This is a genomic window from Pseudonocardia sp. DSM 110487 (genome assembly GCF_019468565.1).
In the GTDB taxonomy this organism is placed as follows: Bacteria; Actinomycetota; Actinomycetes; order Mycobacteriales; family Pseudonocardiaceae; genus Pseudonocardia.
On record NZ_CP080521.1, the window covers coordinates 6,898,589 to 6,920,226 of the forward strand.

At 72.2% G+C, this 21,638-nt stretch carries 21 protein-coding genes; 8 read left to right on the forward strand and 13 right to left on the reverse strand.

All coding sequences use genetic code 11. From position 1 onward, the window contains the following. Positions 1-32 precede the first annotated feature (32 nt). Together K1T35_RS32205 and K1T35_RS32210 are read left to right on the forward strand one after the other, a co-directional pair. Positions 33-977 (forward strand): acyl-CoA desaturase, encoded by a 945-nt coding sequence (locus K1T35_RS32205; protein ID WP_370645172.1) that lies wholly within the window; start codon positions 33-35, stop codon positions 975-977. A 33-nt stretch (positions 978-1,010) separates the two neighbouring features. Beyond that, entirely contained in the window at positions 1,011-1,838 is an 828-nt protein-coding gene (locus K1T35_RS32210; protein WP_220255537.1) for a class I SAM-dependent methyltransferase, read from the forward strand. Between the two features lie 143 nt (positions 1,839-1,981). Here K1T35_RS32210 and K1T35_RS32215 read toward each other — a convergent pair whose 3' ends face one another. Further along, positions 1,982-2,773 carry a 1-acyl-sn-glycerol-3-phosphate acyltransferase gene (locus tag K1T35_RS32215; RefSeq protein WP_255620995.1) on the reverse strand — a complete coding sequence of 264 codons (792 nt, stop codon included), beginning with the start codon at positions 2,771-2,773 and terminating at the stop codon, positions 1,982-1,984. Positions 2,774-2,932: 159 nt separating this feature from the next. Between K1T35_RS32215 and K1T35_RS32220 the strand changes: the two genes are divergently transcribed. Then, positions 2,933-3,679: a cyclopropane-fatty-acyl-phospholipid synthase family protein gene (locus K1T35_RS32220; protein ID WP_220255539.1), complete on the forward strand. Its 747-nt coding sequence runs from the start codon at positions 2,933-2,935 to the stop codon at positions 3,677-3,679. A 17-nt stretch (positions 3,680-3,696) separates the two neighbouring features. Further along, positions 3,697-4,161, forward strand: a complete 465-nt coding sequence (locus K1T35_RS32225) for an SRPBCC family protein (RefSeq protein ID WP_220255540.1) — start codon at positions 3,697-3,699, stop codon at positions 4,159-4,161. Positions 4,162-4,200: 39 nt separating this feature from the next. Here the strand turns inward: K1T35_RS32225 and K1T35_RS32230 are convergent, their stop codons facing one another. Genes K1T35_RS32230 through K1T35_RS32250 form a run of 5 tightly spaced genes read right to left on the reverse strand, consistent with a single transcriptional unit; the run spans position 4,201 to position 11,833 of the window. Continuing rightward, positions 4,201-5,016: a carbohydrate ABC transporter permease gene (locus K1T35_RS32230; protein ID WP_220255541.1), complete on the reverse strand. Its 816-nt coding sequence runs from the start codon at positions 5,014-5,016 to the stop codon at positions 4,201-4,203. Position 5,017: 1 nt separating this feature from the next. Continuing rightward, complete coding sequence (locus tag K1T35_RS32235) at positions 5,018-5,941, reverse strand: carbohydrate ABC transporter permease (protein WP_220255542.1); 924 nt, start codon at positions 5,939-5,941, stop codon at positions 5,018-5,020. Further along, positions 5,938-7,230, reverse strand: coding sequence for an ABC transporter substrate-binding protein (locus tag K1T35_RS32240; RefSeq protein WP_220255543.1), 1,293 nt, complete (start codon positions 7,228-7,230; stop codon positions 5,938-5,940). Before K1T35_RS32240 ends, K1T35_RS32235 begins: the two co-directional genes overlap by 4 nt. Positions 7,231-7,244: 14 nt before the next feature. Beyond that, on the reverse strand, positions 7,245-8,498 hold the full coding sequence (locus K1T35_RS32245) for a cellulase-like family protein (protein ID WP_220255544.1): 1,254 nt from the start codon (positions 8,496-8,498) through the stop codon (positions 7,245-7,247). Continuing rightward, the gene (locus K1T35_RS32250; protein WP_220255545.1) at positions 8,495-11,833 is read right to left on the reverse strand and encodes a DUF5107 domain-containing protein; all 3,339 of its coding nucleotides are present in this window, start codon (positions 11,831-11,833) and stop codon (positions 8,495-8,497) included. The genes K1T35_RS32245 and K1T35_RS32250 overlap by 4 nt, the downstream gene beginning before the upstream one ends. A 90-nt stretch (positions 11,834-11,923) precedes the next feature. Between K1T35_RS32250 and K1T35_RS32255 the strand changes: the two genes are divergently transcribed. Next, positions 11,924-12,850: an AraC family transcriptional regulator gene (locus K1T35_RS32255; RefSeq protein ID WP_220255546.1), complete on the forward strand. Its 927-nt coding sequence runs from the start codon at positions 11,924-11,926 to the stop codon at positions 12,848-12,850. Here the strand turns inward: K1T35_RS32255 and map are convergent. From map to K1T35_RS32275, 4 genes are read right to left on the reverse strand one after another with little or no spacing between them, the layout of a single operon-like run. Beyond that, positions 12,813-13,670 (reverse strand): type I methionyl aminopeptidase, encoded by an 858-nt coding sequence (gene map / locus K1T35_RS32260; RefSeq protein ID WP_220255547.1) that lies wholly within the window; start codon positions 13,668-13,670, stop codon positions 12,813-12,815. The genes K1T35_RS32255 and map overlap by 38 nt on opposite strands. A gap of 37 nt (positions 13,671-13,707) precedes the next feature. Then, positions 13,708-14,088 (reverse strand): DUF3054 domain-containing protein, encoded by a 381-nt coding sequence (locus tag K1T35_RS32265; protein WP_220255548.1) that lies wholly within the window; start codon positions 14,086-14,088, stop codon positions 13,708-13,710. A gap of 51 nt (positions 14,089-14,139) precedes the next feature. Then, positions 14,140-15,957, reverse strand: a complete 1,818-nt coding sequence (locus tag K1T35_RS32270; RefSeq protein WP_370645175.1) for a penicillin-binding transpeptidase domain-containing protein — start codon at positions 15,955-15,957, stop codon at positions 14,140-14,142. 50 nt (positions 15,958-16,007) lie between these two features. Continuing rightward, complete coding sequence (locus K1T35_RS32275) at positions 16,008-16,574, reverse strand: helix-turn-helix domain-containing protein (protein ID WP_255620996.1); 567 nt, start codon at positions 16,572-16,574, stop codon at positions 16,008-16,010. A 51-nt stretch (positions 16,575-16,625) separates the two neighbouring features. Here K1T35_RS32275 and K1T35_RS32280 point away from each other — a divergent pair, with 51 nt between their 5' ends. Beyond that, positions 16,626-17,786 (forward strand): pyridoxal phosphate-dependent aminotransferase, encoded by a 1,161-nt coding sequence (locus K1T35_RS32280; RefSeq protein WP_220255549.1) that lies wholly within the window; start codon positions 16,626-16,628, stop codon positions 17,784-17,786. 31 nt (positions 17,787-17,817) lie between these two features. Here the strand turns inward: K1T35_RS32280 and K1T35_RS32285 are convergent, their stop codons facing one another. Further along, positions 17,818-18,444: a class I SAM-dependent methyltransferase gene (locus K1T35_RS32285; protein ID WP_220255550.1), complete on the reverse strand. Its 627-nt coding sequence runs from the start codon at positions 18,442-18,444 to the stop codon at positions 17,818-17,820. A 129-nt stretch (positions 18,445-18,573) separates the two neighbouring features. Between K1T35_RS32285 and rfbC the strand changes: the two genes are divergently transcribed. Further along, positions 18,574-19,122 carry a dTDP-4-dehydrorhamnose 3,5-epimerase gene (rfbC, locus tag K1T35_RS32290; protein ID WP_220255551.1) on the forward strand — a complete coding sequence of 183 codons (549 nt, stop codon included), beginning with the start codon at positions 18,574-18,576 and terminating at the stop codon, positions 19,120-19,122. Continuing rightward, positions 19,122-20,405, forward strand: a complete 1,284-nt coding sequence (locus K1T35_RS32295) for an NAD(P)H-dependent oxidoreductase (RefSeq protein ID WP_220255552.1) — start codon at positions 19,122-19,124, stop codon at positions 20,403-20,405. The genes rfbC and K1T35_RS32295 overlap by 1 nt, the downstream gene beginning before the upstream one ends. A 49-nt stretch (positions 20,406-20,454) precedes the next feature. Here the strand turns inward: K1T35_RS32295 and K1T35_RS32300 are convergent, their stop codons facing one another. Further along, positions 20,455-20,889: a DoxX family protein gene (locus K1T35_RS32300; protein WP_255620997.1), complete on the reverse strand. Its 435-nt coding sequence runs from the start codon at positions 20,887-20,889 to the stop codon at positions 20,455-20,457. A gap of 152 nt (positions 20,890-21,041) precedes the next feature. Then, the gene (locus tag K1T35_RS32305) at positions 21,042-21,620 is read right to left on the reverse strand and encodes a dihydrofolate reductase family protein (RefSeq protein WP_220255554.1); all 579 of its coding nucleotides are present in this window, start codon (positions 21,618-21,620) and stop codon (positions 21,042-21,044) included. Positions 21,621-21,638: the final 18 nt, after the last annotated feature.

Genomic DNA, 21,638 nt, shown 5'->3' on the forward strand with positions numbered 1-21,638 from the left:
CCCTTAATTACGACTCCCCGAGGAGCATGCCCATGACCGTTGCCGACAGCCCGACTCGACCGGCCGGAACCGCCCGCCCGATCCTCGCCGGGAGGCGGGGCCTGGCGCCGCACATCGGTGTCTACGTCTTCGTGATCCTCCCCCTGCTGGCGCTCGTCGCCACGATCCCGTTCGCATGGGGCTGGGGCCTCACCTGGATCGACGTCGCGATCGCCGCGGTCTTCTACGTCGTCAGCGGGCTCGGCATCACGGTCGGCTTCCACCGCTACTTCACCCACGGCTCGTTCAAGGCCAAGCGGCCGCTGCGGATTGCGCTCGCCCTGGCGGGCAGCCTCGCCATGCAGGGCCCGGTCATCACCTGGGTGGCCGACCACCGCCGCCACCACGCGTTCTCCGACAAGGAGGGCGACCCGCACTCGCCGTGGCTGTTCGGCACGAGCCCTGCGGCCCTCGCCAAGGGCTTCTGGCACTCCCACACCGGCTGGCTGTTCGACCGCGACCTGACCAACCGCGAGCGATTCACCCCCGACCTGCTCGCCGACACCGACATCCACCGCATCGACCGCCTCTTCGGCCTGTGGTCGATCCTCACCCTGCTCGTGCCGGCCGCGCTCGGCGGTCTGCTGAGCTGGTCGTGGTGGGGCGCGCTCACCGCGCTCTTCTGGGCCGGGCTCGTGCGCGTCGGTCTGCTGCACCACGTCACGTGGTCGATCAACTCGATCTGCCACATGATCGGCGACCAGCCGTTCGCCGCCCGCGACCACTCCCGCAACGTCTGGCCGCTCGCAGTGCTCAGCTTCGGCGAGTCATGGCACAACCTGCACCACGCCGACCCCACCTGCGCCCGCCACGGCGTCCAGCGCGGGCAGGTCGACATCTCCGCGCGCGTGATCTGGGCGTTCGAGAAGCTGGGCTGGGCCCACGCCGTCCGCTGGCCCACCCAGCGGCGGCTGGCGAGGCTGGCCCGCGACGCCTGAATTTCCCCTTGCCCTCCGGGCTAGCTTCGCCGCATGGGATACGAGATCGACTCGGCGATCCAGGAGCACTACGGCATCGGCGTCGAGCGGGACCGGTTGACGACCTGGGGCCGCCTGGAGGCCGTGCGCACAGGCGAGCTGCTGGACCGGTTCCTGCCGGAGCCGCCCGCCGTCGTGCTCGACATCGGCGGCGCCGAGGGCGCCTATGCGCTGCCACTGGCCGCCGCCGGCTACGAGGTGCACCTGATCGACCCGGTGGAGCGGCACGTGGACGCGGCGCGTGCCGCGTCCGCCACCGCGCCTGCTCCGCTCGCGTCCGCGTCGGTGGGCGATGCCCGCGCGCTCCCGCAGGCCGACGGCAGCGCCGACGCCGTGCTGCTGCTCGGCCCGCTCTACCACCTGGTGGAGGCCGCGGACCGGGCCACGGCGCTCGCCGAGGCCCGGCGGGTTCTGCGGCCTGGCGGCGTGCTGCTGGCGGCGGCGATCTCCCGCTTCGCGTCCGCGCTGGACGGCGGCGTCCGCGCGGGCTACTTCGGCGATCCGCGGTTCGCCGCGATCGTCGACAGGGACCTCACCGACGGCGTCCACCGCAACCCCGACCCGGCCGGCAGGCCGGAGTGGTTCACCCTGGCGTACTTCCACCACCCCTATGGGCTCCGCGACGAGGTCGTGGCAGCGGGGTTCCCCGAGGTGCAGGTGCTCGCGGTCGAGGGCATCGGGGCGGCAGGTGACACCGGGCCCCTCCTGGACGACCCGGGCACGCGCGAGGTCCTGCTGGGAACGATCCGGCGGCTGGAGTCGGAGCCCACCCTGCTGGGGGCCTCCCCGCACCTCATAGCAGTAGCCGTTGCATCCGGCTGACAGCGCTGACACGAGAGCGGCTGCTGGTCCGGCTGCTCCGTGAAGCGGGTGGCCGGGCGCCGACCGGCATGATCACCGCACGCGGTTCCACGGCCGCGAAGCTGCGGTGTCGGAACCACACACGCTGATCATGCCTCGGTCCCTCAGCTCGCCGGCCGCTCGTCCTTCAGCGACATCTCCGGTCGAGCCGGGTCGAACGGCGCCGCAGGCGGGGTCTCCCCGCGGATCTCGCCGACCAGTCGCGTGACGTCCCCCATGATCGCGTTGGTCGCACCGTCCAGGGCCGTGCGGGTGCGCGGTCCGCCCAGCCAGGCCGACAGGTCGACCGGCGGGCCCGCGACCACCGTGACCCGCTTGCGGGGGAACAGGCGGGGCCGGCCGCTGCCGGGTGGCAGGACGTCCTGGGTGCCCCAGTTCGCGATGGGGATCACGGGCGCGCCGGTGAGCAGGGCGATCCGGCCGATCCCGTTCTTGGCCTTCATCGGCCACCCGTCGGGGTCGGCGGTGAAGGTGCCCTCCGGGTAGAACGCCACGATCTCCCCGCGCCCGATCGCCGCGATCGCGTCCCGGTAGGCGTCCTTCGCGCGGATCGAGGCGCGGTAGACCGGGATGTGGCGCCCGCCGCCGAGCACCCACTTGACCCCTGGCATGTCCCATAGCTCGGACTTCGCCAGGAACCGGGGCATTCGGCCGTGGCAGATCGTGAACGCCACGTTGAAGATCGGGTCGGCGAACGACACGTGGTTGATCGCGAGCAGCGCCCCGCCCGAGCGTGGGATGTGTTCCCCGCCGCGCCAGCCCACCTTGGTGCCGAACATCGCGAACGGCCAGATCAGCGCGATCGCGACGCCGTACCAGAACCCGGAGTCGCGCCACCGCCGGGTGAACGTCAGGCGCAGCTTCTGCCAGTCCGACAGCGGTCGGTCCAACGTCACGGCGTCTCCTCCATGTTGAGCTCGGGCTACCCCGATCATCGCATCCACGTCCGTGGGACCGGGGTCACACGGACGTCGTAAAAGGCGTCGCCCTCCGTGAACCGCGCTGGATACGGTCGCCGCCGCACGTGTCCCAACCGGTACGGAGGCGATCCTGGCGTGGAGCTCCCCCGCAGCTTCCTCATCCGCGAGAGTAGCCACCGGATCCTCGATCCGTTCACCTCCGAGAAGCTCGCCACGCTGGGTGCGGCGTTGCGCATGCGTCCCGGCACGCGCCTGCTCGATCTCGCGTGCGGCAAAGGCGAGCTGCTCTGCACGTGGGCGCGGGACCACGGTGTCACCGGGGTCGGCGTCGACATCAGCGCGACGTTCCTGGCCACCGCGCGGGCACGGGCGGTCGAGCTGGAGGTGTCCGACCGGGTCGAGTTCGTGCACGCGGACGCCGCGGGCTACATCGCAGAGGAGCCCGTCGACATCGCCGCGTGCCTTGGCGCCACCTGGATCGGGCAGGGCACGGCCGGCACCCTCGACCTCCTCGAACGCAGCCTGCGCCCCGGCGGCACGGCACTGGTCGGTGAGCGCTACTGGCGGCTCGACCCGCCGGACCAGGACACCGTCGAAGGCTGCTACGCGCGCAACAAGGACGAGCTGGTGTCGCTCCCGCGGCTCGTCGAGAACTTCGGCGAGCTCGGATGGGACCTCGTCGAGATGGTGGTGGCCGACCAGGACAGCTGGGACCGGTACGTGGCAGCGCAATGGCTCAACATCCGGCGCTGGATCGACGCCAACCCCGATGACGAGCTGGTCGGCGCGATGCGCGCCGAGCTCGCAACGGCGCCGCTGCGGCACGTGCGCTACCAGCGCGAGTACGTGGGCTGGGGCGTGTTCGCCCTCGCCCGGCGCTGATACGCGACACTCCCCGCATGACCAGCGACGACCACGCGACCAACCTCGGCCGCACCGTCTCCGCCAGCACGGTGGTGGCCGCGCCGCCGGATGAGGTGTTCGCGCTGCTCGCGAACCCCCACCGGCACCACGAGTTCGACGGCTCCGGCACGGTCCGCGGGGCGTTGTCCGGGCCGGAGCGGCTCGCGCTCGGCGACCGGTTCGGCATGAGCATGAAGATCAAGCTGCCGTACCGGATCACGAACCGCGTGGTGGAGTTCGAGCCGGACCGCCGCATCGGCTGGTGCCACGCGGCAAGGGCGATCTGGCGCTACGAGCTCGAGCCCGTCGCCGGCGGCACCCGCGTCACCGAGACGTTCGACTACGGCGGCTCGCCGCTGGCGAAGGGCATGGAGCTGGTCGGCTTCCCGAAGGGCAACGCGAAGTCGATCAGGGACACGCTGCGCAGGCTGCGCGAGATCTTCGGTGCCGCCGACGGCTGACCCGGTGAAGTGCCAGGGCCGTCCGCAGCTCCCGGGTACTCACTTCGCGGAGCCGACCAGCAGCCCCGACACGAAGTGCCGCTGGAACACGAAGAACACGATCGCCGTCGGCACGGCCGCGACGAGCGATCCCGCGGCGATCACATTCCACGAGTTCGAGTAGCCGCCCTGCAGGTTGAGCAGGGCCGCGGTGATCGGGAACTTGGTGTCGGACTGCAGCACGGTCATGGCCCAGATCAGGTCGTTGTAGATCCAGGTCGTGGCCAGCGCCGCGAGCGCGGCGAGCGCCGGCCGGCAGAGCGGCAGCACGATGCTCCAGAACGTCCGGCCCGGGCCCGACCCGTCGAGCAGCGCGGCCTCGAACACCTCCGACGGCAGCGCGCGCATGAACCCGTGCAGCACGAACGTGTAGAACCCGAGCCCGAACCCCACCTGCACGACGACCAGGGCGAACAGGGTGTCGTAGATCCCCAGGCCCTGGGCGATCCGCGACACCGGGATGAGCAGGATCTGCGGCGGCAACAGGTTGCCGGCCAGCATCACGAGCAGGATCGTGCGCCGCGCCGGAATGCGGTGGCGCGACAGCGCGTACGCGGCAATGGCGGCCAGCGCGAGCGACGCCACCACCGTGCACACGGTCACCACCGCGCTGTTGGCCAGCGCGGTGGCCACCTGGCCGCCCGCGAGCGCCGTGGCGAACCCGTCGAGCGTCAGGGTTGCGGGCAGCGCCCCGAGTCCGCGTGCGGCGATGTCGTCGAACTCCCGCAGCGCAATGAGCACGACGAACACGATCGGTGCGAGCCACAGCAGCGTGAACGGGATCATCACTGCGTGGAACAAAGGCGAGCGGCGCATGTCAGCCCTCCTCGGTCCGCGCCTGGCGCACCAGGTAGGTGATGATGAACGCGATCGCCAGCACGAAGATCACCACCGCGATCGCGGAACCGTAGCCGAGGTTCACCAGCGTGAACCCCTGCTGGAACATGTAGGTCGAGAGCAGCTGCGTGGTGTTGTACGGGCCGCCGCGGGTCATCGCCCACACGATGTCGAACGTGCGCAGCGAGTCGATCACGGTGACCGCGAAGATCACGGTGTTGACACCACGCAGCTGCGGCATGACGACCTTCCAGAACCGCTGCCACGCGTTGGCGCCGTCCACGGCGGCGGCCTCCTCGAGGGTCGGGTCGCAGCCCTTCAGCCCGGCGAGGTAGAGCACCATGATGTAGCCGACCTGCCGCCACACGGCCGCGATCAGCACGGCGTAGAGCGCGGTGTCGGGATTGGCGAGCCACTGCTGCTGCAGCTCGCCCAGCCCGATCGCGCCCAGCCCGACGTCGATCGGGCCGCCGGGCTGGTACATCACCTGCCAGAACAGCCCTGTCAAGGCCAGGGAGATGACCATCGGCAGGTAGATCGCGCTGCGGTAGATCCCGACGCCGCGACCGGGCCGGTTGAGCGCGACCGCGAGCGCGAGCCCGCCCACGACCGACAGCCCGCCGAACCCGATCGCCCAGATCACGTTGTTGCGCAGGGCGGTGGCGAAGATCGGGTCGGCGAACAGGCGCTCGTAGTTCTCGAACCCGACGGGCCGCGCCGCCCCCACGCCGTTCCACGACGTGAACGACAGCGAGAAGCTGTTCATCGCGGGCCAGAACACCCAGAACAGCTCGACGGCGAGCGGCAGCAGCAGGAACGCCCACACCAGCGGCGGCACGCGCCGCCGCCGACCCTGCCGCGGTGGAGCACCCGTCCGCACCGGCGCGTCCTGCACCGCGGTCATGACGTGAATACCTGCTGGGCGGCCGCCTGCCAGTCGCGCAGGTGCGCCGGGATGTCCGATGGGTCGGCGATGAACCGCGTGAGCGCGGCGTCCGCCGTGGTCTGGAGCGCGTCGCTGGAGTCGCGGTTGAAGAACTGCGTGATCTCGGAGGTGGAGTTGAGCAGCTCGATCCCCTTCTGCACGATCGGGGCGAACTGCGAGGTGTCGACGTCCGGGGAGGTCGGCAGGTTGGACGTGCCGGACTCGGTGATGTAGCGCTGCTGGACCTCCGGCGAGGCGAGGTAGGAGAGCAGCGCCTTTGCGCCGTCCGGGTTGTCGCTGCGGGCCGCCGCGAAGTACCCGTCGGTGGGCGCCTCCTCGGCACTCGGCACGCTCGGGTTGATCGGCGGGACGGAGAAGAAGTCCAGGTCGTCGCGCTGGTCCTCGGGGAAGTACTGCGTGACGAACGCACCGACGAGGTACATCGCCGCCTCGTTGTTGACCATGGGTGTCACGGCCTGCTGGGCGTCCCACGAGGTCTGGTTCGGGTGGAAGTACGGGATCAGCCGGGCGTACTCCTCCATCACGGCCACCACCTCGGGGTCGGTGAAGGACCGCTGCCCGGCCAGCAGCGCGCGGTGGTAGTCGGCACCGTTGATCCGCAGGTTCAGGTAGTCGAACCAGCCCGCCGACATCCAGGCCGTGTTTCCGATGCCGTTGGTGAGCGGGTGGATCCCGCGAGCCTTCAGCTGGTCGCACAACGCGATGAACCCGTCCCACGTCGTCGGCGGCTCGACGCCCCACGACGCGAACGCCGACTTCTTGTAGAAGACGGACCACCAGTAGTACGTGGTCGGCACGAAGATCGCCTGGCCTCCTGCCGATGTCGACAGCGATCGAAGCGCGTTGGAGAACCCGGCGCACGCACCGTCGCCCGTCCACAGATCCGACAGGTCCAGCAGCAGGCCCTCGGCGGCGTAGGAGTTCGCGACCGACCCGGCGTACCAGGTCAGGACGTCCGGCGGCGTGGCCGAGGACAGGTAGGTAGACAGCTGGGCCCGGAACTGCTCGGTGGCCACCGCGTTGAGCGTGACCGGGGAGCCCGCGCCGCCGTAGGCGGCCACGATCTTCTCGAGGGCGGCCTTCGGTCCGGTGTCCTGGACCGACGACTGCAGGGTGATCGTCGCCGACGCCTGCCCGCCGCCCGTCTCGCCGCCGCCCGAACCGACGCACGACGCGAGCAGGGGCACGCTGCCGAGGCTCGCGGCCCCGAGCAGGAAACGACGACGGGACAGCTCCATTGCTGTCATGCCAACCTCCGTTATCAATCGTTGAAGAGGGAGTTGCACTCCTGCTGCAGGGCGACGTCCGCCCACATCGGGTGCTGGGGGGCCGCGTTCGAGCAGACGACCGTTCCCCATGCGCCGCGCTCGCGGGCGTAGCGCACGGCGTCGCGGCAGATCTGGGCCCCGACCGGGCCTTCCTCGAACGTGCCGCGCAGCGGCGTGTAGCCCACCCAGCCCTCGCCGAGTACGAGCGGGACGCCGTGCGCGGCCGCCCAGTCGGCGGCGACGTCGAGCCAGAGCCGCAGCTTCTCGTCCATCGCGACGCGGTGCTCGCCGTAGTGGTCGTAGAGCCAGCGGTCGAAGGCGTCCGGGTCGGCCCAGTCGTGCACGTAGACCTCGGCCGCCTTGACGATCGTCGCGTCGAGCCGCCAGCGGTGCTGCGCGTCCACGGTCCACTCCGCGACCGGTGGCGCGCCGGGCCGCAGGATCGCGGCCGCGGCCTCCTGCGGGAAGTCCTCGACGGTGCCGCGCAGCCCGAACTCCTCGATCAACGCGCCCAGCACCCCGTAGACGTAGGGGTGCACGACCAGCACGTCGATGTTCTGCGGGATGCCGCGCATGCTCGCGTGGGGCACGCCGCCGTAGTTGACGGTGCAGAGCCGTTCTGGATGGCGCGCCTTGAACGCGTCGACGGCCTTCTCCAGCAGCGGGCCCAGCTCGACGACGGCGTGCTCGCGCCGCATGCCTTCGGCGAGGTGTCCGACCTGCACCTCGTTGTGGATCTCGGTGAACGCGACGCGGTCGTCGAGACCCTCGGCGATCAGCAGGTCCATCAGGTCGGCGAGGGCCGCGGCGAGGCGCTCCGGCCGCGCGGCGGGCGGCACCGCGCGCAGGGCGTCCCACCAGGCGGAGTCGGCGCCGAACGAGGAGCTCTGCTGGTACTCCCACGACGAGACGATCACGTAGCAGTCGTGCCTGCGCGCGGCGCGGAAGAGCTCCAGCAGGTGCTCGCGGGAGTCGATCGTCGTCGGGGCCTGCACGTCGTACCAGCGCATGCCCTGCGCGTACTCGCCGCCGAGGCGCTCCAGCCGTAGGGCGGACGTGTCCAGCCCCGAACCGAACAGCAGGAACGGCATCGCGCAGATCCGCACGGTGTTGTAGCCGCGCTCGACGGCCTGGGCGAAGGCTGCGTCGAGGTCCTCGAACGGCTCCCCCGGACCGGTTCGCACGTACCAGGAGAAGTCCCACAGGGTGGTCGTCAGGCGCCCAGGAAGGTGCGCGGGGAGTGTCATCGGGCCTCCTCGAGAACGGGGTGCAGTGCGCTGAGCAGCTCCAGCGCATCGATGTGGTGCGGGTCGTCGGACAACAGCGCGTCGAGGCGCTCGCGGGCTCGCTGGGGCGCGCCGTCGAGGACGTCCAGCTGCGCCCGGAGGAAGGCCACCCTGCGGCGCTGCGCCACGGCCGGATGCTCGGCGAACAGCAGCATCGACGGCAGCGACGTCGCGAAGTAGTCGACGGTCGCGGGCGCGGCGTCGAGGGCGTCGACCCACTCGCGCAGCGACTCCGTGCGGTCGCGTGCCTCGGTGTCACGGCCGAGCCTGCGCAGGGCGAGCACCGAGGAGTAGGTGGCCTCCGAGTGCGGGTCGGCGGACATCGCGAGGAAGTCGCCGTCGCGGGCGGCGAGCTCCCACGCGGCGCGCGCGGCGTCCTCGTCCCCAGCCGCCGCGAGCGCGTCGCCGCGCAGCAGTTGCAGGGCCGCGGTGCTGGCGAGGGGGTGGCGGGCCTCGCCGAGGGAGGTGGGCGGGTCCAGCGCGGCGTCGATGGCCGCCACGCCACTCCCGCCGGGACGGGCCGCCGCGAGCCGGCACAGCCGGTCCCAGACCCGCAGCACCTCGCCCTCGCCGCCCTCCCACGGCTGGAACGTGCGGCCGAGCAGCAGCGCCCGCGCCTCCTCGAGCCGTCCGGCGGTGAGCAGCAGGTGGGCGAGCACGACCGTGGCATCGTCGCGGGTCTCGACGAGCCCGCGCACGTCGAGCAGCCGGTCGAGCCGCTGCTGCGGCGGTACGCCGCGGCGGGCGTCGAGCTGGTCGCTCTCGAAGACGAGCCGGGCGTCGGCCCCCGCGACGGCGAGCGCGCGGTCGTACGCGGCACGGGCCGCGCGGGCGGCGCCGAGGTGGTTCCAGGCGGCGAGGCCGAGGTTGCGCCACACGACGGGGTCGGACGGGTCGAGCGCGGCGCTCGCCCGCCAGGCCTCGATCGCGTCGTCGGCGCGGCCCACCGCATAGCGCCAGTGGCCGAGCAGGGCGAGGGCTCGCGCGTCCGCGGGATCGGCACGTTCGAGCACCGCGATGTCTTCCAGTCGCGATGGAAAACACCAGCTGAGGTCCGACGCGCGAACCTCGTGCTCTCCCCCTACGTGTCGTGAGTGGATACGCGAGCTATAGCGCGCGTTTCCACTCACGAGCAGGGCTGTGCGGTGGTAGGCGATGAGCGGCCCCGCCGCCGTCTGTCCGAGCGGGCGATGGGCCTCGCGTTCCTCGGCGACGTCGAGCACGCGCAATGCGGCCTCGGTCTCGCCGATGCCCGCGTACTCGAGCGCGACGTCCAGGCAGGTCTGGGCGTCGGTCGTGAGGGGAAGGCCTGCGATGTCGCGGGTCCACCAGTCGAGCGGGTCGAGCGCGAGGGTGTCCCGGAGCAACGCGTCCGCCTCCTCCGGCCGCCCGGTGCGGCGCAGCAGCAGCGCCGTGAGCGCACGAGCCTGCAGGTGGTCCGGCTCCACGCGCCGGACATCGGCCAGCCGCTCGAGTGCGGCGGCGTCGCGGCCGGCGGCGGCGGCGAGGCGGGCCATCCGATAGCCGGCGGGCGCGCGCCAGGCCCGTGCCCACGACGCGGCCGCGTACCGGGCGTATGCCTCGTCGGCCCTGCCCCGGCGCTCCACCACGAGGCCGAGCAGGTAGATCGCCGTGGTGTCGGCTGGGTTCGCATTGAGGGCCGTGAGCCGGTCGACTGCGGCGGTCAGCAGGGCTTCGGCCTCGGCGAACTCGGCCCGCCGGTACGCCCGGCCGGCCAGCCCGATGCTGCTGGCCATGTGCCCGGCGTCGCGGCGAAGGGCCTCGCGCCAGTACGGCTCGGGCGAGCGGGTGGCGTGCCGGTACTGCTCCAGGTGGGCGCCGATCAGCGCGAGCTCCTCGACGGACGCCACGTCCTCCGGTGCGGGGGGCTCAGTGGCCGGGGCGACGTCCGGTGCGGCCGGGACGTACGAGTCCCAGGCGACCAGCTCCTCGTCGCCGTGCAGGACCCGCAGGCGGAACCGGTCCGGCACGTCCAGCGCGATCCGGGAACGGTGCGGTGCGCCCGGGGCGACATCCGCCTCCACCTCGGCCACCACCGCGCCCGATCCGTCCTCCAGCCGGATCCGGCAGCCGGGACGCTCCCCCGTCACCGCGAGCCCGACCCGCACGCCGTCGGCCTCGACGTCCACCCGCACCGCCGCGTCGACCGTGGCCGCGTGCACCGGCCCGATCTCCTGGATCGGGTACCAGACCTGCGAGAACACCTTCGTCTCGCCCGGCGCGATGAAGGAGAAGTCGGGCTGGTTGTCGGTGAACACGCCGGCCATCAGCTCGACGTACGCGGCGCCGTCGTCGCTGAGGTTGCGGTGCCACGCGTGCCCGAACGCGGAGTCGCCCCACGTCCACTGCTTCTTGCCCACGGCCGTGTACGGGTCGGCGACGTGCACGAACCCGGCGCGCGCCGCGTGGTCGTAGCCGCCGAAGAAGCCCTCCCGGCTGCCGCACATGTACGAGGTGGGGACGGGGATGTTGCGGTACCAGTCGAGGCGGTCGCCACCGTCGGCGCGGCGGGCCGGGTAGTCGACGCCGTAGTACGGGCGGTCGGCGGCGGGGAACGCGGTGACCGCCCGCTTGGCGTGGTCGGCCACGATCCGCACGTCGCGCGGGAAGAACGACTGGTACCGCTCGTGCACCCGGGCGGCCACGTTCGCCCACCACAGGAACGTCTGCGTGGTCTCGCTGCGGTTGTAGAGCCGCACCCGCAGCTCGACGGTCGCCCGGTCCGGCCGCAGCCGCACGCCGTGCATGCCCTTCATCCGCGTGAACGGGTCGTGGTCGGAGCACCAGACGGTCACCGCGCCGTCGGGTTCCCGCTCGATCTCGACGTCGGTGGGCAGGAACGTGGCCGGGCGGTGGTGCTGCGGCCAGTTGAACTCCACCCCGCCGGCGATCCACGGCCCGGCGAGCCCCACGAGGGCCGGCTTGATCACCTCGTTGCGGTAGAAGAAGTCGTAGCCCGCGCTTCGGTCGTACCCGACGTGGACGCGCCCGCCCAGCTCGGGCAGCACCATGACGCGCAGCCAGCGGTTCTCCAGGTGCACCGCGTCCCACTCGTGCGGCGCGCTCGTCGGGCTGATCCGGTCGTGGAAGGGCAACGGGTACACCCGGCCCGATGAGCCCTGGTAGACGCGGCGGTCGAGGTAGGCGGGGTAGCGATCGGGCGCCTCGGGCAGGTAGCTGTCGATCGTCACGCGCTCCCGCCACGCGGCAACCCCCGCGTCCGCCAGCGCGGCGGGCCGGTCCGGGAGCTGCATCCGGGACTCACCTTCGAGCACGCCGCGACGCTACGAGCGCCGGATCTCCGGTGGCATGGGCGAATCGACCGAACTACCTGGACGATTCGACGATCCGCCTACACTCAGGGTGTGTTACTGCCCCACGGCTTTCCCGGCCAGCGGCTGCGCGTGCTCCCCCGGCCGCTCGTCGCGTCGGCCCTGCGCAGGCCGCCGACGTCGGGGCTTCTCGTCACCGACGCCGGCTACTTCCCACGGGCTGCGAACCACGGCCGACGTCGGGCGGAAGGCGCGCCGGAGGCGATCGTGATCGTCTGCGTTGACGGGCACGGCCGCTGCGAGGCCGGCGGCCGCACCACCGTCGTCGGGCCGGGTCAGGCGCTCGTACTGCCGCCCGGCCAGCCGCACATCTACCTCGCCGACCCCGACCGCCCATGGACGATCTGGTGGCTGCACGCTGCGGGCACCCAGGTGTCCGAGCTGCTCGCCGTCATCGCCCCGGACGGGCGGGAGGCCCTCGTCGAACTGCACGACGCCTACCGTGCCGTCGCGACGATCGACGACGCCATCGCCTGCTTCGAGCGCGACGAGACGCTCCCGAGCCTGATCTCGGCGTCCGGGGCGGGCTGGGCGCTGCTCGCCCAGCTGGCCGCCGACGTGGTGGCAGGCGGTCCGCAGCGCACCGAGCCGGTGCGCCAGGCCCAGGACTACCTGCGCCGCAACTTCGCCAAGCCGCTCAGCGTCGCCGAGCTCGCCCGCACCGCCGGGCTCTCGCCGTCGCACTTCTCGGCCCTGTTCCGCGAGGCCACCGGCGGCGGGGTCGTCGAGTACACCAAGCGGCTTCGGATGGCGCGGGCCCGTGAGCTTCTCATGACGTCGTCGCGCGACATCGGCGACATCGCCGCAGCCGTCGGCTACCCGGACGCCTTCTATTTCTCGAGGCAGTTCCGCACGGTGCACGGATGCAGCCCCAGCGACTACAGGAGCGAGCACCGCTCGCTCCGGACCGGGCCGCCGTCCATCACGGAAGCGTCAGGATCTCCGCCCCGTCGCCGGTGACCAGCACCGTGTGCTCGAACTGCGCGGTGCGGGCGCGGTCCTTCGTGACGACCGTCCAGCCGTCGTCCCAGATGTCGTAGTCGATCGTGCCGAGGGTGATCATCGGCTCGATCGTGAACGTCATGCCCGGCTCCAGCACCGTGTCGACGCTCGGCTCGTCGTAGTGCAGCACCACGAGGCCGCTGTGGAACGACCGGCCGATGCCGTGGCCGGTGAAGTCGCGCACCACGCCGTAGCCGAACCGCTTGGCGTAGGACTCGATCACGCGGCCGATCACGTTGAGCTCCCGGCCCGGGCGCACCGCCTTGATCGATCGCATGGTGGCCTCGCGGGTGCGCTCGACGAGGAGGCGGTCCTCCTCGCTCACGTTCCCCGCGAGGAACGTGGCGTTCGTGTCGCCGTGGACGCCGCCGATGTACGCGGTGACGTCGATGTTGACGATGTCGCCGTCCTGGATGACCGTGGAGTCCGGGATGCCGTGGCAGATCACCTCGTTGAGGCTCGTGCAGCACGACTTGGGGAAGCCCTTGTAGCCGAGGGTGGACGGGTAGGCGTCGTTGGCCACGAGGAACTCGTGGACCACGCGGTCGACCTCGTCGGTGGTGACGCCGGGCACGACCGCCTTCCCGCCCGCCTCGAGCGCCTGCGCGGCGATCTTCGCCGCCACCCGCATGCGCTCGATCACCTCGGGTGTCTGCACCCACGGGTCGGTGCTGCGCTCGGGGCGCTTCTTGCCGACGTACTCCGGGCGTGCGATGTGCGCGGGCACCGGGCGGGTCGGCGACACGGTGCCGGGGGTGAGCAAGGTGCGGGCGGGCATGGCGCCAGTCTATGCAGGCGGGCGGGGCCGGAGCCCTTCAGCGCACGGTGTGCGCGCGAGCCCGCACGGACACCACCGCCGACAGCGCCCGCCACCCCAGCAGGAGGACGGCGAGGGCGACGGCGGTGACCGCCACGAAGCTCGGCGGGAGGCTCCAGGTGATGCCGGCCCGCACCAGCAGCCCGATCACGACCGTGCCCGCCCATACCGTGAGCGCGGCCCTGGCCCCGACCGGATGGGCGCGCACGAGCGGCGTGGCCCACATCGCCGCGAGGCCGATGAGGAAGGGCGCTGCGGTGCCGAGGAGTCCGAGCAGGTCGTCGGATTCTGCATGGCTCATCCGGCCGATGGCGGCGAACACCACGACGGCAACGACGTCGGCCACGATCGCGAGCGCGGGTATCCGCCGGGGCGACATGCCGTCCAGCGTAGGCGCCGGGGCAAGACCTCCGTTAGCGAGACACTCCCATCAGCCGATCGCGGACAGGAAGCGCTCCGCGACCTGCACCGCGGGCACTGACGATGCGCCGTCGACGACCAGCACGGCAAGGGCGACGTCGCCCCGGTACCCCATGAACCAGCCGTGTGCCCTGCCGTCGCCGGTGAACTCCGCGGTGCCGGTTTTGCCGTAGACCTCCCCCATGCCCGCGAGCGCGGAGGCGGTGCCTTCCGTGACGACCGCCCGCATCATCGAGCGCAGCGCCTCCAGCGCCGCCGGGTCGGGTGCGGTGGCGGGCACCAGGACCTGGGTGGGGCGGTCGCGGATGAGCTGGGGCACGACCGGCCCGCCACGCGCCACCACCGCGGCGGCGAGGGCGACGCCGAACGGGCTCGCGAGGACCTGGCCCTGGCCGAACCCGTTCTCGGCCCGCAGGACCTCCTCGGCGGATGCCGGCACGGATCCCGTGATGGTGACGATGCCGGGGACGGTGTAGTCGGCACCCAGCCCGAGCCGCAGGGCGGCCGCCGGCAGGGCGCCGGGGTCGAGCTGCGTCGCGAGCTGCGCGAACGTGGTGTTGCACGACCGGGCGAACGCCGTGCGCAGTGGCACCGTGCCGAGGTCGAACCGGCCCGCGTTGGGCACGACGCGCCCGCCGATCACCGTGGTGGCAGGGCACGGCACCTGCGTGTCGACGGTGAGGCCGTCCTCGGCCATCGCGGCCGTCGCCGTGGCGACCTTGAACGTGGACCCCGGCGGGTACCGGCCGGTGAGCGCGAGCGGGCCCTCGGCGTCCGCCGCTGGGTTCTGCGCGACGGCCAGCACGTCGCCCGTGGACACCGAGACGGCCACGAGCATCGCCTGCTGCACCACCGGCTCGACGGCGTCCTCCGCAGCGGACTGCATGGCGCGGTCCATCCCCACGGCCACGGTGGTGCCCGACCGCGGCGCCTGCTCGGCGAGCGTGCGGACGGCTCCGCCGCTGCTGTCGACCACGAGGACCGCCCAACCGGGCACCCCCTCCAGCTGCTCGATGGCCTCGTCGCGGACGCCGGTGAGCACCTGCCTTCCGAAGTCGGCGTTGGGCGCGAGCAGGCGCTCCGAGGTGGTGAACCGCACCCCGGGCAGGTGGTGGATCGCGTTCTTGACCTGGGCGTAGTCGGTTTCGCGCAGCACCGCCACCGTGTAGGCCTGCCCGTCGGCGGTGCGGGCGGCACCGTCGGTGATGGATGCCTGGGTGATCCGCGGGTCGAACGGGGACAGCGCGGCGGCGAGGGCACCGGTGACGGTGGGCAGGTCACCCGTCGTGCGCCGGTCGAGTAGCACGGCGACCACCGGGGTGGCCTCGAGCAGCGGCGCCCCGCCCCGGTCGACCACCGGCGCGGGCGATGGCGCCTCGGTGCGCAGCACGAGCCGCTGCCCGGCCGCAAGGTCGGGGTGCACCACGGTGGGCGCCCAGTGCACCCGCCAGCCCTCCTCGGTGTCGGGCGTGGGCCGCAGCTCCAGCTCCCCGAGGTACTGCCAGCTGCGCTCCCGGCCGAGCTGCCATGTGACGTCGACGGCCGCGGTGGCACCGTCGGCGTCGGTCCGGACCTGCCCGAGGGTCGCCGTCAGGCCTTCGGGGTCGAGCGCCTTGCGCGTGGTGGCGAGCAGCTCGACTGCCCGCGCCGGGTCGTCGGTGAGGCCGGCGGCGCGCGCGTCGTCGCCCGCCGACCACGCCGCGAGGAAGGCCGTCGCGGTGTCCTCCGGCCCGGTGTCGCGGAAGAGCCCGCAGCCCGCGGTGGTGAGCAGCACCCCCAGTACGGCGGTCAGCGCGGTGATCGCACGGCACATGCGGGCAGGCGGCACCCGCCGAGTATTGCGGAGCTGCGCCGAGGCACCCCGGCGGGACGCGGCGATCAGTCCTCCCGTGGCCGCACGCTCGCCGCGGGGTGGAGCATGAGGAGCACGGCCCTGTTCCTGGGACCGTGGCCGCGGTACAGGTGGGGCGCGTCGGCGTCGAACCGGACGGAGTCGCCCGCCGCCAGCTCCACCGGGGCGTCGGCGGGCCCGGCGGTGATCCGCCCCTCCGTGAGCACGATGCACTCCCCGACACCGTCGATGTGGGCGGCGGACTGCTGACCGGTGGGCGCCACCTCGATGTCGTAGACCTCGACGACGCCGTGCAGCCGGATCCGGTGCAGCAGGCGGGCGCTGACGGCGTCGCCCGCGACGCGGGGCTGGTCGTCACCCGCCCGCACCACGTCCACGACCGACGTGCGGGCTTCGAGGAGCTCTCCGAGCGACACCCGCAACGCGCCTGCCAGGTCCCACAACGTCGAGAGCGTCGGGTTGCCGTGGCCCTGCTCCATGCCGTGCAGGGTTGTCTTGCTGATCCTGCTGGCCTCCGCCAGCTCGGCGAGGGACATCCCGGCGGCCGTGCGCAGCCTGCGCACGTTGTCCCCCATCACTTGCCCGCGATCCATGACGTACAGAATAGTGATACGACGTATCAGCGAAGCGAGACGAGGGCTGCGATGACCGTGACCCGGCTGCGGCACATCCCCGGCATCGGCGTGGACGCCGTCGGCAACGCCGCCGACGCCACTGCCGACCCGGCGCTGTTGCGCCTGGAGAACCTCGACACCGACCTGCGGCCACCCGGCGTCGCGCTCACCGCCACCAGGGCCGCGATCGACGACGACGCCGCCAACAGCTACCTCCCGTTCGAAGGGCACCGGCCCCTGCGCGCCGCGGCCGCGGCTCGCGTGGGGCGGTTGGCCGGTCGCTCGTACGACCCCGACACCGAGTGCGTCGGCGTGGCGGGCGGCCTCAACGGGGTGCTCAACGCGCTGCTCGCGACGGTCGAGCCGGGCGACGAGGTCGTGCTGGTCGACCCGATCTACGCCGGGCTGGTCAACCGCGTCCGGCTCGCGGGCGGCGTCCCGCGCTTCGTACCGGCACGGGCCGGCGCCGCGGGCTGGAGCGTCGACCCCGAACGCCTCGCCGCCGCCGTCGGACCCGCCACCGCGGCGGTGCTGCTGATGAGCCCTGCCATGCCGACCGGCCTCGTCCTCGACGAGAGCCACTGGAGCGCCCTCGCCGCGGCGTGCGATCGTCACGACGCCTGGCTGATCTACGACGCGGCGATGGAGAGCATCCGGTTCGACGGGCGCCCGCCGAGCCACCCCGCGTCACACGACGGCCTGGCCGAGCGCACCATCACCGTGGGCTCCGCCTCGAAGGAGCTGCGGATGATCGGCTGGCGGGTCGGCTGGGTTGTGGGCCCGGCCGCCGTCCTCGCCGACATCCGCCTCGTCGGCCTGACCAACGTCGTGTGCCAGGTCGGGCTGGCACAGGCCGCGGTCGCCGCGGCGCTGAGCGACCCCGGCGTCGACGACGACATCGCCGCCGCCACCGCGGAGTGGCACCGACGCTGCACGACCGTGCTGCGCGAGCTCGCCGGCTACCCCGTGATCGCACCGCACGGCGGCTGGTCGCTGCTCCTCGACACCGCCCCGCTCGGGCTGTCCGCCGCAGACCTGTCCCACCGCCTGTTCCACCGCGCCAAGGTCGCGGCCACTCCCATGGACGGGTGGGGCCCCAGCGGGAGCCGGTACCTGCGGATCGTGTTCGCCAACGAACCCGTCGACCGCCTGGACGGCCTCGCCGAACGCTTCCGCGAAGCGATCGACTGATTCCACCCGCCAGTGGTGGGCGGCCTATTGCTCACGGGGCGGTGCGGGCGTCGAACACCGTGCACCGGTGCGTGAGGGTGCGGCGGACGTCGGGGAAGCGAGCGCGCATGGCGTCCTCGATGCGCTGCAGGCGCTCCTCGGGCAGCACGAGCGCGCGGGTCGGGCGGGACGGCCGCTCCCCGCCGTGCCAGCTCAGCACGAGCCGCCCGCCGGGCCGCAGGACGCGGTACAGCTCGGCCACGCCTGCGTCCAGATCGGGCCAGATCGCGACGTTGTTGACGCCCACGACGAGGTCGACGGAGGCGTCGGGCAGCCCGGTCGCGCCCGCGTCGCCGGCGCGCACGTCGAGCCGCCCCGCCGCGATCGCGCCGGCGTGCGCGCGGATCGCGAGCGCCCGCATCTCCTGTGACGGATCCACGCCGGTGACGTGCCGGGCCGTCCTGCTGAGCATCCCCAGCAGGACGCCGGGCCCGTGGCCGACCTCGAGGACGTCCTTACCGGAGAGCGGCCCGAGGAGCAGCGCGATCTCGCGCTGCTGGGCCCGGTTGAGCAGTCGCATGAGCTGCCCGCCGAACGTCCCGAGGCGCCCGGCGGGCAACGCGGCGAAGGAGTTCGGCGCCGTGCCGGTTGTCCATGCCGGAGGTGTCGATGCAGCCATACCTCCACCGTGGCCCGCCCACGCCGGTAACGCGACCGCTGAGGGTGACGGATGAAAGGGCGTATTCCCCGCCCGGTCTACTCTGCGGGCGAACCAGATGGACGACGTGAAGAGGACGAGCCTCCCGACATGCAGATCCACACCACCCCGCTCCCCGGCTCGGCGCTGGTCGACCTGAAGCTCCTGGAGGACGACCGCGGCTTCTTCGCCCGGGCCTTCTGCCGGCAGGAGTTCATCGACGCGGGCCTCGAACCGCTGGTCGAGCAGGCCAACATCTCGTTCAACCACAAGGCGGGCACGCTGCGCGGGTTCCACTACCAGCTGGAGCCGAACGCGGAGACCAAGTTCATCCGCTGCTACCGGGGCGCGATCTGGGACGTGATCGTCGACCTGCGCCCCGAGTCGCCGACCTACCTGAAGTGGTTCGGCGCCGAGCTCACCGAGGACAACCGCACCGCGATGTACGTGCCGCGCAACTTCGCGCACGCCTACATCACGCTCACCGACAAGGCCGAGGTCATGTACCAGGTGAGCACCGCTTACACCCCGGGCGCCGAGCGCGGCCTGCGCTGGGATGACCCGGCGATCGGCGTCGAGTGGCCGATCCCGCCCGCGGTCATCTCGGAGAAGGACGCGGCGTGGCCGCTGCTGTCCGAGGTCTCGGTGGAGGCCCGCTGATGCTGATCCTGGACACCGCGCTCGCCCGCCGCGAGGCCGAGGACCGCCCGATCCGCGTCGGCATGATCGGCGCCGGGTTCATGGGCCGCGGCCTGGCCAACCAGATCGTCAACTCGGTGCCGGGCATGCGGCTGGTCGCGGTCGCCAACCGCACCCTCGCCAACGCCGAGCGCGCCTACGCGGAGGCCGGCGTCGAGCCGGTGCGCGTGGAGAACGCCGACCAGCTCGACGCTGCCATCGAGAAGGGCACCCCCGCGGTGCTCGAGGACGCCTTCGAGCTGCTCAAGGCCGTGCACCTGGACTGCATCGTCGATGTCACCGGCGCCGTCGAGTTCGGTGCCCGCGTCACCGTCGCGGCCATCGAGCGCGGCCTGCCCGTCGTCACGATGAACGCCGAGCTGGACGGCACCGTCGGCCCGCTGCTGGCCCACCGAGCCCGCGAGGCAGGAGTGGTGCTCACCGGCTGCGACGGCGACCAGCCGGGCGTGCAGGGCAATCTGATGCGGTTCGTGAAGGGCCTCGGCGTCACCCCGCTGGTGGCCGGCAACATCAAGGGCCTGCAGGACGAGTACCGCACCCCCACGACGCAGAAGGCGTTCGCGGAGCGGTGGGGCCAGGACCCGTACATGGTCACGAGCTTCGCCGACGGCACGAAGATCTCCTTCGAGCAGGCGATCGTGGCCAACGCGTTCGGGCTCACCGTGCCCAAGCGCGGCATGAACGGCTGGGACCACGAGGGCCACGTCGACGAGCTCACCGACCGCTACGACGTGGACCAGCTGCGCGAGCAGGGCGGCATCGTCGACTACGTGGTGAAGTCGAAGCCCGGCCCAGGCGTGTTCGTGCTCGGCACGCACGACGACCCGAAGCAGCGGCACTACCTGAACCTGTACAAGCTGGGCGAGGGCCCGCTGTACAGCTTCTACACGCCCTACCACCTGTGCCACTTCGAGGTGCCGAACTCGGTGGTGCGCGCGGTGGACTTCGCCGACGCGGCCCTCGCGCCGCCCGCGGGCCCCCACGTGGACGTCGTCGCCACGGCCAAGCAGGACATCAAGGCCGGTCACACCCTCGACGGGCTGGGCGGCTACGACACCTACGGCGTGGCCGAGTCCACTCCGGTCACGCGCGCGGAGAGCCTCCTGCCGATGGGCGTGGCCGAGGGCTGCGTGCTCAAGCGGGACGTGGCGAAGGACGAGGTGCTGACCTACGCCGACGTGACGCTCCCGCCCGGGAGGCTGGTCGACCAGCTGCGCGAGGAGCAGGAGAAGCTCTTCGCCTGAGCGACGTGCGACGGGCCGGCTGCATCACCGCAGCCGGCCCGTTGTCGTCTCAGACCGCTGCCGGAGCGCGCCGCCCGGCGAGGGCGTGGTCGACGCTGTAGCGGCCGGCGCCGACAGCGGCGAGCACCAGCGCCACGGCGCCGATCACGCCGACGAGCTCCCAGCCGCCGTCGGAGGCCATGACGCCGTTCCCGACGTGGACGAGCAGCGCCGCGCCGAGCATGTCCAGCACGACGAGGACGCCGACGACGGCCGTCGCCGCACCGACCAGGAGCAGCGCCCCTCCGACGAGCTCGACGATCCCGGCGTATCCGGCGGAGATCGGAGCGGCCGGCACACCCATCCTGGCGAACGCCTCGGCGGTGCCACCGAGACCGTTGGTGACGACCTTCTGCCAGCCGTGCGCGATGAGCACGACGCCGAGCAGTAGCCGGGCCACCAGCAGGGCGGCGTCCCGGACGGACGGGGGAAGCGTGCGGATCACGGAACGACTCCTCGATTGAGCGTTTGACAGTTGCGCGTTCATGTTAGGCGAGGCTTCGTGACAACTGTGTGTGATTCCGCGCTCCGACGGTCGAGCAGGGCCGGCGACCCAGCGCCGGCCCGTAGAACGCGGTTCCTCCGTCGACTCGACGCTCACAGGTGCAGCGTGGGCCGGTAGATGAGCTCTTGGATGTGGCTGTCGAGGGTCCGGGACTCGATCAGCTCGAGGTCGAAGTCGGCGCCACCCCGGAAGATCGGGTCCAGCCCGGTCCGGCCGGTGATCACTGGGAAGATCGTCACCTGGACGCGGTCGACCAGACCGGCGGCCATCAGCGCGCGGTTCATCGACAGGCTGCCGTGCGAGCGCAACGGCACCTCGGACTCCTCCTTGAGCCGGGCGACGACGTCGACGGCGTCGCCGCTCACGAGGGTCGCGTCCGGCCAGTCGAGGGATCCTTCCAGCGTGGTCGACACCACCGTTGCCGGCAGGCTCCTCATCCGGGTGACCCATGGGTCACGCACCTCGGACTCCTCGGTGCTCGAGGCCAGCATCTGCGCGAACGCCCTGTACGTGTTGGCCCCGAAGACCATCCGCTGCTCCTCGCCGTACAGGCCGAGGCGGTGGTCGAGGAGCTCGGGGCCTTGCTTGCCCCAGTAGCCGGTCCAGTTGCCGCCTGCGGCACCGAAGCCGTCGAGGCTGGAGAAGACGTCGAAGGTGTAGGTAGCGGTCATGGTGCTCTCCTCGAGTGC